Origin of the sequence: Shewanella sp. SM95 (assembly GCF_025653595.1) — a bacterium.
GTDB classification, from domain to species: Bacteria; Pseudomonadota; Gammaproteobacteria; order Enterobacterales; family Shewanellaceae; genus Shewanella; species Shewanella oncorhynchi.
Window position 1 is genome coordinate 60378 of the sequence record NZ_JAKKSE010000008.1, and the last position, 18361, is coordinate 78738.

An 18361-nucleotide genomic window follows, 5' to 3' on the forward strand; every position below is an offset into this window, starting at 1 on the left:
TGAATTTACTTGGTATTAGGTTGAAAAAAGCGACGTTCAGACATATCAAAGGCAGTGCAAATTAAACGATGTGGCGCTACTAACACCTAACATAGGGTTTAAATAACCACAGAGGTTACAAAAAAAACACAATAACAGCATATAACTCACGCCATTGTGATTGGGTAATAGCGCGCATAAAGTGCATTATGTTACTGTTTTAATCATTAGTGACTCGATTTTTTTACCGCATTTTAGATAAAGGGTTTAATGGATTATGGAACAAATATTTGAAAAATTAATGTATGCATCGCGCTGGATTATGGCGCCAATTTATTTGGGACTCAGCTTTGTTTTATTGGGCTTAGGCATTAAATTCTTCCAAGAGATCTTCCATATTCTGCCGATCATTTTTGAGATGACTGAAGTGGATTTAGTGCTGGTGACCCTGTCCTTGATTGATATCACCCTCGTGGGCGGCCTGATTGTGATGGTGATGTTTTCTGGCTATGAGAATTTCGTCTCGCAGCTGGATGTGGGCGAAGACAGTGAGAAGCTAAGTTGGCTGGGTAAATTAGATTCTGGCTCACTGAAAAACAAAGTGGCGGCGTCGATTGTGGCGATTTCGTCTATTCACCTACTGAAAATCTTTATGGATGTGAAGAATATCGATAACGACAAAATCATGTGGTATCTGTTAATACACATCACCTTTGTATTATCAGCCTTTGCCATGGGCTATCTGGATAAAATGACTCGCACTGGTAAGTAGCAAGTTCAAGCCTTATAAGTGGAGCGATCACGGTGTTAACGCTGTGGATGGTTTTGAGAGCAAAACCTAATCGAAGATAACGTTTTATTCGTTTCTGCTAAATTAAAAAGCCACTCTTTTGAGTGGCTTTTTACAAAGTTAAACCGTAAAGCAAGCTTAATAGGAACATCATTCCCATTATTTAACGCGTGACTGATCCCACACATCCTAACTTTATTTTCACCTTGTTGACTCATTAATCAGTACTTATTTAAATCCTAATACAGCTATTTGTAATATCTATTCTTTCACTTGTTGTGTTAAATATTTGGATATCAGTCATACGGTTTAAATCTATTAAAAATACTTACCCAAAGGTGTCAAAAAAATCTATAATCGCCACCTTTTTGACAAACTCGTCACCAATGCATCTATTTGCAAATAAACATCCCTGTAATCGCAAGGTAGTAAAGTGAAAACACAGTTACTGGCTCTCATGCTCGTCAGCCATATTGGCTACGCCCATGCCAAGGAAGATTTGGCCTCAACTCTAAACGCAGAAGGAATACCACTGAAGAGTCATAACATCGATTTTATCGATAAAAATCTCAAATTAACCTTGGCCTGTTCCGTTGGAGATCTACAACCTAGCATTAATGTCACTATGTCGGAATCCTTTGCATTTTATGGGGATCCTAGCGTACTCATCATTACCAGTGGCGAACAAACTAAACTGAAATTGCATGGCACTGGCTCACTGATGAATTTCAGCAGCGGGAACAAAACTAATTCAGACCTGTGGAAAAGTTTAAGTACGATCCAATCTCCAAACTTACACCTTGAAGCCATTTCCTTCAGATCAAGTAAATACACTAGCTCAAACATAGTCGCCGTAGGCTTTGCCGATGCAGTTGCTAAGCTGAAACAAGATTGTGTCCAATAGGCACCTAGGCCTATATAAGTTCATAAAAAAAGCCACTGTTTTCAGTGGCTTTTGTTTTTATAGAATACGACTTAATGGCACATTAACTCTTCGCCGACTCAAGCTGATGCACTTTCTCGGTTTGATCCACTATGGTCAACACCGCAGTATCACCAACCACGTTACAGGATGTCAGCACCATATCAATAATCCGATCTAAGGCCGCCACTATGGCAAAGGCTTCTATCGGTAAACCCATTTGATGGATTAACACACCTATCATCACCATGCCGCCACCGGGCACACCACCCGCACCGACAGATAATAGGAAGACACTAAATAACAGCGAAGGCAATTGCTCAGAGGTAATGGGCATGCCAAAGGCGTTGGCAACAAAGAAAATCGCAATAGTGATATAAATCGCCACACCGCCCATGTTCATGGTTGCACCCAGCGGTACGCCAAAACCAGCAACAGCACGGTTCACGCCTAACTTGTCCGTTAAAGTACGCATGGTCACAGGAATAGTCGCATTTGAGCTTGCAGTCGAGAGTGAAAACAGCACTTGCTCTTGGGTCTTCTCGCGGAAGGTTTTGGCTGAAATAGGAGTAAATACCCCCACTGCCATAGGATAAACCACAAAAATCCACAGTAGCAACAGCGCGAGGATCAGCACCATATACTCAACTACACTCATAAACACACCTGCATCTAAGGTCGCGCCGAGTTTAAACATCAAGGCAAATACACCATAGGGCGCAAGACTCATCACCACAGAAATCAGTTTCATCATGATTCTATTGGCTGTTTGAAAACCTTGGACAGCACCTGCAACATGCTCCCCTAGGGACTTAATCACACCGCCAAGTAACAAGGCCATAAAGATCACTTGTAGCATATTGCCCGACATAAAAGCCGTCACAGGATTACGTGGGACTATGTCGATCACCAGCGCCATCAGGCTTGGCAATTCAGTTGCTGTAATCGCTACGCCATCCGTACTGCTCATATCTACACCTTTACCGGGTTCGAGTAGCAGCACCACGAATAATGCGGTCGCGATTGCGACGACAGTATTGATGATATAAAAACCGAAGGTCTTACCGCCCAAGCGGCCAAAACTTTTGAGATCTTGCAGCTCACAGACACCACAAACGATGCTCACAAACACGAGTGGCACCACCAGCATCATGATCATATTAACGAACATAGTACCAACGCCACCGGCAAGCTCGACTAAATTACCCGAGAAAAAACCGATATCGTTTAAGAAGTATTGCACTATTGTGCCGAAAATAAGGCCGGCAAACAGACCAATAAAGATCCGCGTCGAAAGTGATTTCATCATGCTTGTGATTTCCCCAGAAAGGTCATTTATTTGTTATTCATCTTCCATGATGAGCACAATTGCCAATCCATTTTTGGCTCAGGCGGGGATAGTGAAACATGCTAGCCGTTAATTCAATGAATAAATTTCATTTTTTCATCTTGAATTAAGTTAACACCATCACAGAAAAACAGTAATAAACTGATTTTAAATCATAAAAAATTTATCAGCACAATATTTAAGCACTAACAAAATATATTTAAATCAGTATAAACAAACAAAATAAAAACCAAATAACATCAAATTAAACATATAAGAAACAATGGCCAGATAAAACTCAGACTTAATAACTGAATTTAAATTTATAACAGGATTTAAAACCAGCCAATTACAATAAAGCAGAGAGATGAAATGGATGACAACTAAATATATGGCACTAACACTAGTTCAAGTCCGTGAGCCAGCAGGTGTTGCTGTTTAATACTAATACGGTGTTGATTTAGCCAAACGGCTAATTTTTGCCAATGCTTTAACTCGGCATTTTGCAAATACTTAGCCTGTTTCGCTTGCTTGTCGAAATCATCAGTAGAATTAATTTGTGCTATTGCCAATAACTCAGCAGGTGCTGTCAGCGCAAGTTGTGGCACAAGGCAATGGGTCACACCCATTAAGGTATGGGCGATTTGTAGCCCTGCGGGATCTAAGTCGGTAAAGGCAATGATCGGTAATTTATCTGCCATCGCTTGCAAAAAATGCCGCACGCCAATCGGGGAATGATGACCGCTACCTCGGTAGATAACCATCACATGAGTTAAATCCTGTGGCAAACGCGCTTGATGGATAACATCAAATACATCTAAGTTTTCAATCACTAGGATGGCTGCGACATTGAGTTCATGGCAATGCTTTTGTGCTTCATCCAAAGGAATACGCAGTGATGTGCGTGTTGAAATCCCAGTTGGTGAAGATTCAAAACCCAGATACTTCATCAAAACGTATTCGGCTTCAGGGCGGATCTTAGCGAGCTTTTCATCGTGACTTTTGGCGGACATCGACATGCGATCGACATTAAAATCAAGCTGCCTTAAATCAAGCCCCATTAACGCCAACACGCTTTGCCTTAGCAGTTCGAAATCTTTGGGCGCAAAACACAGATACTTTTCAGACTCGTCTAACTCACCCACTTCTAACTCGCGATGAATCGCACGCCAGTTAGCCGTGAGCTTAACCTTGGGAGAACGCTTAATAAAAGCGTTCTCCAACAATTGTAATTGTTGCTGGCCTAGGCGAGCCATAACTCAACATCGCGAATAATAAAGTTGCCGCTATAGATGGGATGCGGTTCACCCAATGGCTCAAGCTCAAAATACGCTTTGTGTTCATCGGGCAGACCTTCGTAGCCACCAATCACTTGATAAATCCAGCTTTCGGCGTCCCAAGGCAGCGCTTTATCCGCCAGATACTCCAGCGCCGATTGACGCAGGCCAGACTCAATCACATCGACGAAATACTCATCCACCGCTTGTTTAAGCGGATTATCCGGCACATCAAAGTCTTCACTTTGGGTGATAGAAACGGACACATCATGCTCACGAACCGCCGCAATCACGGGATGACGGCTGATAGCTTTAATGTGCGCGACTATACCCATCAACTCCAGTTCTTGGCTGGCGTTATGCACATCTACCGCAGCAGGCGCGAGCAAGATTTCAGCGCGATTGAATAGACTCGGGATTTCCTTGTGGGACACATGGTCCGCAGGCCGATAATCCGGATGCAAGTCTGTGTAGAGCAACCAGCCCTTGAGCAAACGGGTACGCCCACGGATTTGTCTGAAGCGGCCTAAGAGTTCGAGTAAACGCCCCTGCACTACGCTCAGTTCCTGGGCGCAGTCGCTCATGGTTTCCTGCAAAGTCGTCACTAAGAGCTTGCGCAGTTCACGGATATCGCCAGCGATTTCGCCTAGCTCACTAAACTGGAACATCTCTAAGCCATTAAGCAATTCAGACACTTGGCTTTGGGCTAATTCGTTTTCGCGGATCTTAGCGTTGATCGTACCAACGTAACCGAACTCGTTATTGATCCGGCCCCAGAGCACACGGATCGAATAACGCAGACTGTCAGCGAAACTATAAACATGTTCGCTTAAATCTGATAAATAGGCCTCGGCGGCGCTGTAGTCTGAGCTATGACGCGCCTCTTTATAGTGGTCGGCCAAGGTTTTAATGGTCGCTAAGGCCGAACCGACATTAGAGTCGATTTGACGATTGCGCTCATCACTTAAACCTTCTTCGAGTAAGGCACGCACAGAACGCTTAAGCCGCAGCTCCTGATCTGGCTCTGGCCGCCATAAAATCCCTGCCTGTTTAAGCTTTTCGACCACGCTTGGATCGTGCGCATCCTCGTTAAGAGAGCCCGCCAAATAGGTATCCATAATAATGTCAGCATGGCGACCTAACTGCTTGAGCAGTTTCACACCAGCCTGATGTAAGTTACTGCTCATCATGGCCTCCTTGGTCACAGCTTTTACCTAGGTTTAACAGTGCCAACATTAGATTAAGTCCCGCTGGGTCGCTGTTTCCGCCTGCGCTTCTAGGCTTAAACCTTCAGTTTCGTCGATAAACCGAATGACTTCATACAAATAATCCAGCTTGCCCGTGGCGATATAGATTTGCTTCTCCGCATTGGGGCGCACTAAATAGCCGAGTTCGACTAATCGTTTGAAGACTAATTTGATTTGCGCATCGCTGTTGGTACTGGTCGAGCCAAATAAACGATATTGGCTGAGTTTGGCTAACTGCTCACGAAACGCCGGCGTGTCTTCGATGCGGCTTTGCAGCTCGGTTAAACGCACGGGCGCACCTTCGCTCAGCGGCGCATCTTGACCACTGGCTTCTTGCACTAATACCAACCATTCCACCAGCGGGATCAATGCCTGACAGATATCTTTAAACTGCGATGAAATCACTTTACGTTCGGCATCGCCGAGCTGCAAATAACCGCAGAAGAACACATCACCTTCGGCGGCAGACGCCACGGTACGGTTGATCTGGTTTAAGTAGGCTTCAACCCGCTCGCGGGTACTGCTATTTTTAAGGGCGCGCCAGCCTTCTTCATTAGTGGTGCGGCAAATAAACTCGCCCTTGAGTAACAGCTCAATCAAAGCACCAGTGCCAACTAATACGGTTTGGGTTGCATCACTCATTAGATGGCCTCCTTCGACAAACGCTTATTCAACATGTCTGCAATTGGATTGACCTTAGGTTTTACCACCTGCAACTTCTTAGTTTGTTTGTTGATAATGTAACGGTTGGCGAACAAGTTCAGCACCTCAGACTCAGGGTTCGGGAAGGCGCCCAGCACACAAATATTGTTATTTTCGCAGGCGTCAAAAATCTTCTTCACGTTGGTATGGTGCAAAGTGCCCAACTCATCAATTGGCCAGTGAATGGTCACATCGGCGCGTCCACGCAGCAAGCGCGTGAATGCCAACAAGAACTTACACAAAATCAGATACGCCATACCGTGACTTGAGGATTCGTTAAGCTGTCTGTCGGTGCGGATAATCAAATCGCTGTTACCTTCTTTGAGGCGCAGCTCGATTTCCAGCAACTTAGAGATGCCCCCCGTTAATGCGGCGCGACCGATAATGTCTAAGGCGCGGCGCATGCTGTTGGTGTAATCCTCATCGGGCAAGCCATTAAAGCCATCGGCTTTCCAATGTTTAAAGGCTTTGACGAACTGTTCAAGCTCAGGCCAGAACTCTAACTCACTGATGCGCGAGCGAATACGCACAGCCGATTCAGACACGCCATCGAGGAATAACTCTTCGCCCACTTCGCGGGTAATACGCGCACTTTGGGAGGCAATGCGGCGGTCGATATCGGCTAACACATCGTAGAAAGCGGTTAAGTCGACACCAAAAATCCGCCCCTGCTCACGCAGCGCGGTAATCGATTGCGGCACTATCACGTTCAGCAATTGCTCAAGCTGTGGCACTAACTTACGGTAATCCAGCAGGCGAATACCTTTGTCGTTGATAAAGCTCGATTCTTCGCGGGCACGCTCCCAGGTTTCAGCAAGGCCCGAACCTGACTTGCTGGCGATCACTGAGTCGAAATGCTCTACATATTGCTTCACCGAACCCATCAGGTAATCGCGTTTCAGCAGCAAATCTTCACCTTGGCGCAGACGCTCGCCTAGGCTGCCTTGGGCTTCTTCGTTATTGGTTGGCAACTTAAGCTCGGCGAGTTTACGCATTACGGCACGTAATTTAGTTAAGTTTTCAGAGGCTTCAACCTGCGCCGCATCGGACGCTTTACGCTCAGTTTCAAGTTGTTGACGACGGGCCTTAACATCCTGAGTTTTCGCCTTAAGCTGTTGATCGATTTCCGATACCGCGCGCTTCACATCGCTAAGCTGAGTTTGCAGTTTAGGTTTGCGCGCAAGCCAAGTGTGTTGATACCAATCGTCGAAGCGCAGTACGTCGCTGCGACGCTGCTCGGCGCGGCTGATTTTGGTTTCTAAATCACGAATTTGTTGCTTGAGTTTGAGGATATTATCCTCATCCACACCACGGGATTTAAGCTCGTTTTTGTACCAAGTCTCGCAGGCTTTCTGCTCGATTTTGGCACTTTCACGGCGCCCTTCAATGGTCGCTTTAATTTGGCCGAGTTGATTGTCGAGCGCGCCGATGACTTCCTGCCAATAGGCATTCTTTTCCATGCGCGCTTCTAGCGCTTGCTCTTTTTGATCTTCGAGCCAGAGTTCGTGCTGATGTTTAAGTTGTTTTAGCTCACCATCGAGTTGAGTCAGTCTTTGTCCCGCATGGGCTTTGCGCTCGCTCAATGCTTTGTTGATTTTCTCTTGCTCGCTGCGCTTTTCATCAAATAGGCGACGCAGATCGTCACGGCTATTTTTGTACGCCGTGCGGGCAAAGGTCAGTTCACGGCTAAGATTATCCAACTCGCCATTAATGGCCACCAGCTGAGATTCGGCCTCGGCCTGCATTTCTTGGGCACTAGTGTGGGCTTCTTCGGCTTTGCTTAACCGAATACGCAGCTCTTGTTCAGAGGCGGCATATTCAGGCACATCGATCGCTTTAAGATCTAAATGCACGCCAAAGAAAGCTTCGCTCGATTCAGTCACTAAGCTTGGATGTAAATCAGTGCGATGCAGTAGTTCAGGTGCGATCACTTTCCCTAAACTTTGCTCCCAGCCTTGGGATTCTTTACGCAGAAACTCCAATAGGGTGTGGGATTGCGGGAACAGCATATGGTGCAGTTCATCCAGCGCAGTTTGACGCTCATTCACCCTTAAGGTGGCGATACGCAAGGCTTCGTTGGCTTGATCGCGTTTAGCTCTGAGCTTGCGCTCATCGCTGCTTAAGCGTTCGACCTTGGCATTGCAGCTTTCTTGTTCTTCGTCGGCGCGGTGAATACGTTCGTCGAAAATTGCTAGGCTTAGCTTTTCTTCTTCGGTGTAAGTCACGCCATCGACACGCAATTTAAGCTCCGCGGCAGTGAGTTTGAATTGGTATTCCTGCTCGCTAAAGCTGGCCTTGCCCGCATCCATTTGGTTGCGCCATTGCAGCTCTAGGGCGTCAATATCGGTGCGCGCCACTTCACGTTGTTTATCGCGGGCTTCACGCTGCTTGTCTTGGTCGCTATGCAGGCCTTCAAGCTCGCGGTTTAACTGCTCGCCAATCTTACTGCGACGGGCATTGTACGCCGCCTCAATGTCTTGGTGCTTCTCGGTTTGCAGCTTATGGCGTTCACTTAGGTTTTCAACATCAGTGCGCCAGTTTGGCAGCATCTCAAGATCGGCCTTGGCTTGCTCTATGTTGGCATCTAAAAAGGCAGCGTGCTGATCTTCAATAGCATCGAGCTCATACTCGCACTTTGCCACATCGCCCTTAGCTGCTGATAAATCGAGATTGAGCTCATCGCGCTGCTCTTTCCATTCATCATCAAGCAATCTGAGCTTTAAATTCAGCTCTTTAGATAAGGTTTGCTGAATATCTTGGCGATCGGCTTCTAAGGTTTCATCGTTGCGATAACCGCGGGATAAACTCGATAAACGCAGTTCGGCGCTGAGCAGTTGGTTAAATTCTTGCTCGAGTTTCTCAAACTCAGGACGAATAACTTCAAAGCCTTGGATAAGTTGGCTTTCACGGATCCACGCTTCAACGCGCTGCGGATTCAAACGTGAGCTGGGCGGATTAACCCCATCTTCCTCTAAAATGGCGGCGATCATGGATTTGACCGTCTCCATCTTGCCTTCTTTGGAGTGCACCGCTTTAGCGAGTTTTTCGATGTGGCGCAGGGAATGCTCCCCCTCACACAGGGCAAATTGGCGTGCATAACCGCGTAGTTCACTACGGTTACTGCCCGTGCTTAATAGGGTGCGATCGTTTTGAATAATGGCGCGATATTCACGGGTATTAAGCAAATTAGTGGTCGCGATGCCGGCACGTTTTAAATCACGGCCTAATTCCGCCATGGTGTGGCACAGAATAGTGTCGCCATTTTGCGATTTAATATAATCGCTTAGCTCAAAACCTTTAGCGATAAAGCGATAGTTAACGCCCTTACCATCGCCCGCAGAGGCCAGCACGGCTTGGTACAGTAAGCCATCGGCCTTTTGATATTCGTAAATGATGTAGCTTGAATCGTGTGGCAAATACCAACGCTCGAAACTGTCGCGGGTCGAAGGCACCACTCGGCTTGGGTATTCGCCATAAAAAACAGGGACTAGACGTTGTAATGTCGTTTTACCCGAGGCGTTAGTACCACAAATGTTGGTATGACCATTAAGGGCGAGTTCCACCACGCCCGGAAGGTGCGTATCAATCAGCACAATACGAATCAAGCTTGCCATTTCATTCCTTATGCAAACAGGAGAGTCTTATCTAAGCTGCAGAAGCTTCTACACAAATAAGAGAAAACAATCCAAGAGGGCCACTGACATTAAAATCGTCACTGTAAATAAACACTTTAAAAAAGTGACTAAAAAGTGATGTTAAAAATCGTGGCCTAAAATAGTGCCCCTAAAATAAGGCAATCACAGTGTATTGGCAATTAAGCGGCGATGCACTAATGCCTTAGCTCACATCTCAGCCCATTGCTCAGCAAAAACATAACCCTATAGCTAGGCTCAAATCAAACGGCCAATGATACGACAACTTAACCAAAATAGGCGGCTAACAAAGCGGCAATTAGCGCGATAAAAGGTAAATTCCAGCGGATTTATTCGAGACGCAGGCGTTCGGCAATCCGACTGTAGATCAGCATCATTTCCGCCAGCGATCCCACTTGCATGCCTTTCATCAAATTGGCACGGTGGATCTCAACCGTGCGCATGGCAATACAGAGACTATCGGCGATCTCTTGGTTCTTCAGTCCTTGGGCAATCAGGTTGAGTATTTCCCGCTCCCTTGGCGTGAGCGCTTGATAAGTCTCAAGATACTGATTGTCTTGATGATGCGCCTTGGTATGTTCCAACGCTTTGACAACCGCTTCGGCTAACTTAGCGCCATCGGCGGGCTTTTGGAAAAAATCCACCGCACCTAATTTAAGCGCATCTACCGCCATTGGCACATCGCCATGGCCGGTGAGATAAATCACCGCTAGCGGACTATTTTTTGCCACTAATTCAAGATGCAACTGCTGACCACTCAAACCCGGCATACGCACATCGACCAGCACACAACCCGGTAGTGTTAAGTCAACTGTGGTAAAAAAGGCTTCGGCACTATCAAAGTCGGTGATCTTAAGGCCATAACTTTCAAGCATAAAACGCAAAGAACGACGCACTGAGTCATCGTCATCGATTAAATACACAGGTAAGGCAAGACTCATTATTGTGCTCCATTGGGTTCAGATTTACGCGGTATAGCCACCTGCGCTTGGCAACCGCCACCCATAGCACTTTCTAAGCTAAACGTACCACCATGGCTCTCGGCAATATCACGGCAAATCACTAAGCCTAAACCTAACCCCTCTGATTTAGTGGAATAAAATGCTTGCATCAGCAGACTGGTCTCTTCGGTTAACCCTGTGCCATTATCTGTGACTGTCAGCAAGAGCGTACATTCTTGATAGCGAAGATCGATATCGATCGTAGGTGTGTATGGCTTTTGCGTGATGCTCTGTTCGGTGCCACTGGATTCAAGCTCTAACCGCTGAACGCAGGCGTCAAAGGCATTTTTCAGCAAGTTAAGCAACAACTGCTGCATGCCAACTTCATCGAGGGACTGTAAATAGGGTTCACCATTCACATTGACGGCAAGGTTTATCTGATGTTGTTCAAACTCATAGGCGAGCAGCGGCACAGTATCATTGACCAACTCATGTAAATACAAAGGCTGTTTCGACACAGGTCGCTTCTTCAATAAATTACGTAAGCGACTGATAATATTGTCGGCACGTGTGACTTCCTGCTGGATCAGCGCCAATACAGATTGCAACTCCTCAGGGCTAGTCCCCCGCTGTAATCGCACTTCGGCGCCATGACAATAATGGCCAATCGCCGCCAAAGGTTGATTGAGTTCATGGGAGAGACTCGCGCCAAGCTCACCCGCGATAGCAATACGCTGTGCATGTTCCAGTAACGCACGGTTTTCATTGAGCTGACGCTGAGTGTTAATCAACTCACGGCCGCGGCGACTAAAGTGGTATTCAAGCCAAAAATGATACACATTGAGTAAAACCAAAATCCCCAAAACAAGCCAAGCCCATTGTTGATGTAGCTTGATCCACTGCCACGCCCTTTGCCACCATGGTGCCTGCAAAGGATGCATATCGAGATCTTTAAGCAGTTGATCGATCGCAAGCTGACTCACGGCCGTGGTCCAGCCCGCAGAATCGGCAGACTTAGCGGCGAGATGATCTTCGGGCAGCGCCAGCAAAGCTTGAGTCACACTTTTAGCCAGAGACTGGGAAGCGCGATTGGTCTTTGCCATAGACCAGTTGGGATAAAGGTGGGTCGAGACTTGGCAATTAAATCCCGCAGGCGCTTGATTATCGAGCACTCGATAATGGGCGATGTTAATCAGCCCTTCTGCCTGCATCTGCTCAAGCTGACACACAGGCACCACAGCCGCATCCAGTCGATTATCTTTCGCCGCATCATCACCACTTTTTTGATCATCTAACTGATAAATCAAGTTATCTAGCGGGAACCCCAGCGGAATGATCTCTCCCACAAAGCGAGGCAAATCTATGCCCTTTAGCTGCGCTTCGTACACTAAGGTCAAGTAACCACCAAAGGCATTTTTCGATACGATCCCGAGCCGACGCCCCTTGAGATCAGCTAAGGTTTGATAGGGCGAATCGGCGCGCACCACCAGCGCCGAACCCACTTGCATTGCCGCGCCATTATTTAACGGACTGCGCAGGGTCGCCAACCAAGTAAGGGAATATTGCCGCGCCAGCAACACGGATTGCCCTGGGTTGGTGATCACAAAATCGAGCCCTTGGGTTTCAACGCCCTTAGCTAGCTCATCGAGGGTAAGAGGGTGTAACCTAAAGTAACTGTTGGGAATTTGGGTTTCGAGCCACCCCATCAAAGGTTGCCAGCGGTTGATGGTTGCCTTATAACCGCGGATGGCTAACACGCCAACATCGACTACTTGATAACTGGGCTCTTCGATAGCAACTTGAGCAACAATCTCAGGGTCAGTTAAGCCCGAATGCGCACTTTGATTCAGTGGCTCCGCAGCAAACACCTTAACTGAAGCCAGCAAGCATAGGAATAACACTGCGTTCCTTGGCCTTTTCCTCGGTATTGCCACGGAATGTGGAGTGCTCAGAATCGATAACGGCCACTTGACCGATACAGCGAAGCGAAACACAGTTTTCATCATCCTCAATAACATGAAGTGCAATCCTTTATCCCCAGTCACTCACACTAAAATCAAGTCCAACTCAAGCTAAGAAAAGGCCAAACTCAAGTAACAAAAAATAAAACCCTAGCATTTTGAAGGCTATTCTAACGGATATTTGTTGCGCTAGATCAAGTCCACACCCGATATGTGGAAAACCACTATAGTTATGCCGCCTCCCCTTTTACAGAATGCCTGTAAACCTCGCCATAAACCTTAACTCTAGGTCTATGAGCCAGTTTATTCGCCATCTGCAAGTAGTGAAGGAAATCTGTATGGACAAGAGTAAACGTCAGTTTCTCGGCAAAATGGCCAGCGTCAGTGTTGGCGCCGCACTCATCCCTGTCGTGCAAGTGTATGCACAGGATGATAAGCGCAGCCCTCAAATGCACAGTGCCAGCGAAGACCAAGTGGGTAAACGTTACGGTATGGTGATCGATCTACGCCGCTGTGTGGGCTGCCAAGCCTGTACCGTCGCTTGCACTATCGAGAATCAACCGCCCCTCGGGCAATTTCGCACCACAGTGCAGCAGTATGAAGTCTCGCAGCAGGAAGATACCACTCCGCCTGCGTTTTTAATGCTACCAAGACTTTGTAATCACTGCGAAAACCCACCCTGCATCCCAGTTTGTCCTACGGGCGCAACCTTCCAGCGCAAGGACGGCATAGTGGTCGTCAATAATGAATGGTGTGTTGGCTGTGGCTATTGCGTACAAGCCTGCCCCTATGATGCGCGCTTTATCAACCACGACACCAATACCGCCGACAAATGTACCTTCTGCGCCCACAGGTTAGATGCAGGGTTACTGCCCGCCTGTGTCGAAACCTGCGTAGGAGAAGCCCGTGTGATTGGCGATCTAAATAATCCCAACAGCCAGATAAGCCAACTGCTCGCCGCCAACAAAACCGATATCAAGGTGCTCAAACCGACGGCCAACACTGCGCCACGGGTGTTCTACATCGGCATGAGCAGCGCTTTTGAGGACAAGATTAGCGGCCAAGCCCCCGTTAGAACCTTACTTACCGATACTGGCGAGGAGATCCACCATGGTCATTAAAGAAATCTTTACCCCAGATATCGCCATTACTTGGCTACCTTGGGCAGTGCAATACTTTTTTATGATGGGGCTCGCCTACGCCAGCGTATGGGTAGCGACAATACATTTGTTCAGCCAACCCAAACCCGATGACAGATTGCTGAAGCTCTGCGCCTGTTTAATGTTAACAGCAGGCATAGTCGCCCCTATCGCCTTACTCGCCGATTTACACCAACCGCTGCGGGCTTGGCATTTTTATGCGCAAGTTCGCCCTGATTCTTGGATGTGGTATGGCGCCTTTTTACTACCCGTATTCTCGGGCACCAGCGCAGTGTTTGCTTGGCTGCTACTGCGTCAATATCTGCCTAAGCACACCACGAATCAAGACTCAGATTGGGTGAATAAAATAGGCCAATTATTGAGATTCGGTGATTGGAACAGTGACAAATTCATCAAGCCGATCGCACTGTTCACGGCCCTGAGTGCCTGCAGTATCGCCCTCTACACTGGCATGGAAACCATGGCCATTAAGGCGCGGCCACTATGGCATACCTATTGGCTGCCACCTTTGATGGCAATGAGTGCCCTGCTCGCCGCCTGCGGCACTTTGGTGGTACTGAATCGACTATTAAAGGGCTACCAACAGCGCACCCAAGACAGCCTATTACTCTGGGTAAGAGCCAGCTTTGGTCTGTTCGCCCTATGCCTTATCGGCTGGGCGTTATTCGATAAGGGCTCGGCCCCCGAAGCCGCATTATTGCTTGAAACCAGCCCAAGCTGGCAACTTGCTGCGATTTGGGTACTGGTCACACTCGCCTTGCTGGCACTGATGCTCGCCATTTGTCACTTACCCAATATGGCAATGCTAATCGTCAGCCTCACGGCCATTCACCTTGCGTGGGGATTTCGCTGGATAGTGCTAATTCAAGCGCAAACCGATCCTAAATACGGCGCGGGGACTTATCTCTATCAACTGCCTTGGGGACCCGAAGGGCTATTAGGCATAGCTGGGACCTTCGGCCTTTGGTTAGCATTAATGGCGCTGGTCTCCGAACTTATTCGCCACACGCCTGCGGCAAAACTTGCTCGCTGAGCACCCAATTAGTTTACAGAATTAAGGAGTCCATCATGGATAAGAGTAAACGTCGTTTTATCAAAGGGGCCGCTGTAACGGGTGGTGTGGGATTATTTGCCGCGGGTTATAGCCATACATTAGCGCAAATAGGTAAAGGTGTCGTCAATGGTACCTCAGGAAAACCAACCCAAGATCCGCTGCATGGCAATTCCTTAGCACCTGAATACAAAGTCGATTTACAGTCAGGCCAGTTAATCAGCAATGACGATCAACGCATCGCCAATACTATGTGCTTAGGTTGCTGGACCAAATGCGGCGTGCGCGCTCGTATCGATCAAAAAACCGATAAAATCATCCGTATCAGCGGTAATCCTTATCATCCGTTGTCATCGCGGGAACATATCGATTTCGATACGCCGATCAAAACCGCCTTTGTTGGGCTTAGCGCCTTTCAAGAACAGGGTCTGCAAGGACGTTCCACCGCCTGCGCCCGCGGTAATGCCATGCTAGAACAATTAGATAGCCCACATCGCGTCACCCAATGCCTTAAACGCGTGGGTAAGCGCGGCAGCGGCCAATGGCAGAGCATTAACTTTGAGCAATTGCTGAATGAAGTCGTCGAAGGTGGTGATTTATTTGGTGAGGGGCAAGTCGAAGGCTTAAGAGCGATTCGTGATATCGCCACGCCACTCGATACCAATAATCCAGAATACGGCCCTAAAGCTAATCAGTTACTGGTCTCAAACGCCTCCGATGAAGGCCGCGATGCCATTATCAAACGTTTTACCTTCAACAGCTTTGGCACCCGAAACTTTGCCAACCACGGCGCTTACTGTGGATTTACCTACCGCGCCGGAGCAGGCGCTTTATTGGATGATTTGAAAAAATACGCCCACTTGAAACCCGATTGGGACCATAGCGAATTTTTACTCTTTATCGGCACTTCACCGCAGCAATCGGGCAATCCCTTTAAACGCCAAGCAAGACAATTGGCTAACGCGCGTGTGAATAACACCAATTTCAGTTATGTGGTGGTGTCGCCCATGCTGCCCAATACTTCGAATCAACCTTGTGCGGGCAACAACACTTGGCTGCCGATCCGCCCCGCCACCGACTCGGCACTCGCTATGGGCATGTTGCGCTGGATTATCGATAACCAGCGCTATGCCGCCGATTTTTTGAGTGCGCCCAATGTCGATGCCGCAAAAGCATTAGGTTACCGTGGCTTCAGTAACGCAGGTTTCTTGATCGTCAGCGAACCTACCCATCCAAGATATGGCCAATATCTCTTTGCCAGCGATCTTGGCTTACCTTTCGACGGCAAAGCCTATGGCGAGCAAGACTCGCAGTTGGTTGTCGATGCCGCGAGTGGCAAGATAGTTTTGGCTAGCCAAAGTCAGAAAGCTAAGCTCGACGTTGACCAAAGCGTCGACACACCTAAGGGAATGATTGCGGTTAAATCTAGCTTCCAGCTATTAAGCGAAGCGGCGCAGAGCTTCGAGATGGCACACTATGCCAAGGAGTGCGATATCAGCGAGGCGCAAATTATCGCCCTCGCGGATAAATTTACCAGCCATGGCACTAAGGCTGCGGTGATCTCCCACGGCGGCACAATGAGCGCTAATGGTTTTTATAGCGCGTGGGCAATCATGATGCTCAACGCCATGATAGGTAATATCAATTTAAAAGGTGGCGCATTAGCTTCCGGCGGTTCCTTTCCCGCCTTTGGTAAAGGCCCAAGGTATAATCTGCAGGAGTTTGACGGCATGGTCGAGCCTAAGGGCGTATTCCTATCGCGATCTAAATTCCCCTACGAGAAAACCTCAGAGTATCGCCGTAAAGTCGAAGCGGGCGAATCGCCTTATCCTGCAAAGGAGCCTTGGTTTCCGATTTCATCACCCTTGCTTGGCGAACATTTAACGGCGGCGGTGCACGGTTATCCCTATCGACTCAAAGCATGGATTAACCACATGGGCAATCCGATTTATGGTCAAGCGGGCCTAGGTGAAGCCATTGGTGAACAACTGAAAGATCCCAAAGTACTGCCACTGTTTATCAGTATCGACAGCTTTATTAACGAAACATCGGCGCTATCGGATTATATCGTGCCCGACACATTAACTTACGAGTCATGGGGTTGGAGCCCTTCGTGGCATGGGACTCTGACGAAGGAAACGACAGGTCGCTGGCCGATTGTCGAACCAAGGGTCACAAAAATTGCCAGTGGTGATGTGGTGTGCATGGAGTCTTTCTTAAGCCAAGTGGCAATAAAACTCGCACTACCCGGCTTTGGCGAAAATGCCGTTAAGGCCGCCGATGGCAGCTTACATCCGTTAACGCGCGCAGCGGATTACTCACTCTATGGTGCCGCCAACGTGGCCTATTTGGGTCAAGCCGTCGCCGATATCAATGCCGAGGACATGTATCTTAGCGGTGTGGGTCGTATCCAAAGTGAGCTCAACGCCAGACTCAAGCCAGATGAAGTCAAAAAAGTCAGCTACTTATTTGCCCGCGGCGGCCGCTTTGAGAATATGAGCGGTGCACGGGATGAAGTGGGTAATCCAACCAAGGTTTGGCCAAAACCTATGATGCTGTGGAATCCTGAAGTGGGCAGTCGCCGTAACAGTCTCACAGGGGAATTTATGAGTGGCTGTCCGCGCTTATATCAACCCGCCTTAGCCAATGGCACACCGCTCGATAAGGCGTTTAATAAATCACAATGGCCTTTGCTGATCAGTAGTTACAAATCCCACACCATGAGCTCTATGAGTATTGGCTCGGATCGTTTGCGCCAAGTGCATCCTAATAATCCAGTGCGACTGAACGAGAAGACCGCCAGTCGCCTTGGGATCAGCACAGGTGACACGGTCAAGATCAGCACGCCCAACGGCAGCGTGATTGCCTTAGTGGAATGTGTTGCCGGAGTGCACCCTGACTGCATCGCTATCGAACACGGTTATGGCCATAAGGAACTCGGCGCGCGGGACGTAGTGATCGACAACCTTAAAATCGCCGCCAATCCGCTGATCCGAGTCGGCATCAATATGAACGACTTGAATCTGTTTGATCCGAGTCGCCACGGCCGCTACCCGCTGGTGGATTGGGCAAGTGGCGCTTCGGCCAGACAAGGGCTACCAGCTAAGATTGAAAAACTAAGCTAACCGCCGAGCATAGATGACACTTAAGAAGCTGCCCTTTGGCAGCTTTTTCTATGGCCTTAATTCAATCTGATTAAGTCTAATCGCATCATTAATGCTTTCTAGCTATGCCTATTCGCGAATAAACCGAGGAATAGTGATCTTTTTTACTCAATTTAGGTATATAGATCCGGATCACGCGTTTCATAGAAATAAACCACATATTAAAATCACAGCTATATTTATCAGT

At 47.9% G+C, this 18361-nt stretch carries 12 protein-coding genes; 5 read left to right on the forward strand and 7 right to left on the reverse strand.

Features of this window, described 5'->3' with window-relative positions:
• Positions 1-256 precede the first annotated feature (256 nt).
• Together L5M29_RS10895 and L5M29_RS10900 are read left to right on the forward strand one after the other, a co-directional pair.
• Complete coding sequence (locus L5M29_RS10895) at positions 257-751, forward strand: TIGR00645 family protein (protein WP_263167819.1); 495 nt, start codon at positions 257-259, stop codon at positions 749-751.
• 451 nt (positions 752-1202) lie between these two features.
• Positions 1203-1673: a hypothetical protein gene (locus tag L5M29_RS10900; protein WP_263167820.1), complete on the forward strand. Its 471-nt coding sequence runs from the start codon at positions 1203-1205 to the stop codon at positions 1671-1673.
• An 82-nt stretch (positions 1674-1755) separates the two neighbouring features.
• On the opposite strand, the gene L5M29_RS10905 is transcribed toward L5M29_RS10900, so the two are convergent.
• The 7 genes from L5M29_RS10905 to L5M29_RS10935 form a co-directional block, all read right to left on the reverse strand.
• Positions 1756-3000, reverse strand: coding sequence for a dicarboxylate/amino acid:cation symporter (locus tag L5M29_RS10905; RefSeq protein ID WP_263167821.1), 1245 nt, complete (start codon positions 2998-3000; stop codon positions 1756-1758).
• Positions 3001-3401: 401 nt separating this feature from the next.
• Positions 3402-4274 carry a Wadjet anti-phage system protein JetD domain-containing protein gene (locus L5M29_RS10910; protein ID WP_263167822.1) on the reverse strand — a complete coding sequence of 291 codons (873 nt, stop codon included), beginning with the start codon at positions 4272-4274 and terminating at the stop codon, positions 3402-3404.
• Complete coding sequence (locus tag L5M29_RS10915) at positions 4262-5482, reverse strand: phosphoenolpyruvate carboxylase (protein WP_131525493.1); 1221 nt, start codon at positions 5480-5482, stop codon at positions 4262-4264. The genes L5M29_RS10910 and L5M29_RS10915 overlap by 13 nt, the downstream gene beginning before the upstream one ends.
• A 48-nt stretch (positions 5483-5530) precedes the next feature.
• Complete coding sequence (locus tag L5M29_RS10920; protein ID WP_011790751.1) at positions 5531-6184, reverse strand: hypothetical protein; 654 nt, start codon at positions 6182-6184, stop codon at positions 5531-5533.
• The gene (locus L5M29_RS10925) at positions 6184-9858 is read right to left on the reverse strand and encodes an ATP-binding protein (protein WP_263167823.1); all 3675 of its coding nucleotides are present in this window, start codon (positions 9856-9858) and stop codon (positions 6184-6186) included. Before L5M29_RS10925 ends, L5M29_RS10920 begins: the two co-directional genes overlap by 1 nt.
• Positions 9859-10226: 368 nt before the next feature.
• Positions 10227-10838, reverse strand: a complete 612-nt coding sequence (locus L5M29_RS10930; RefSeq protein WP_263167824.1) for a response regulator transcription factor — start codon at positions 10836-10838, stop codon at positions 10227-10229.
• Positions 10838-12856 carry a sensor histidine kinase gene (locus L5M29_RS10935; RefSeq protein ID WP_263167825.1) on the reverse strand — a complete coding sequence of 673 codons (2019 nt, stop codon included), beginning with the start codon at positions 12854-12856 and terminating at the stop codon, positions 10838-10840. The genes L5M29_RS10930 and L5M29_RS10935 overlap by 1 nt, the downstream gene beginning before the upstream one ends.
• Before the next feature lie 281 nt (positions 12857-13137).
• Here L5M29_RS10935 and dsrO point away from each other — a divergent pair, with 281 nt between their 5' ends.
• From dsrO to L5M29_RS10950, 3 genes are read left to right on the forward strand one after another with little or no spacing between them, the layout of a single operon-like run.
• On the forward strand, positions 13138-13920 hold the full coding sequence (gene dsrO / locus L5M29_RS10940) for a sulfate reduction electron transfer complex DsrMKJOP subunit DsrO (RefSeq protein ID WP_263145559.1): 783 nt from the start codon (positions 13138-13140) through the stop codon (positions 13918-13920).
• The gene (nrfD, locus tag L5M29_RS10945) at positions 13910-14992 is read left to right on the forward strand and encodes an NrfD/PsrC family molybdoenzyme membrane anchor subunit (RefSeq protein WP_263167827.1); all 1083 of its coding nucleotides are present in this window, start codon (positions 13910-13912) and stop codon (positions 14990-14992) included. Before dsrO ends, nrfD begins: the two co-directional genes overlap by 11 nt.
• A gap of 35 nt (positions 14993-15027) precedes the next feature.
• The gene (locus L5M29_RS10950) at positions 15028-18135 is read left to right on the forward strand and encodes a tetrathionate reductase subunit A (RefSeq protein WP_263167829.1); all 3108 of its coding nucleotides are present in this window, start codon (positions 15028-15030) and stop codon (positions 18133-18135) included.
• Positions 18136-18361: the final 226 nt, after the last annotated feature.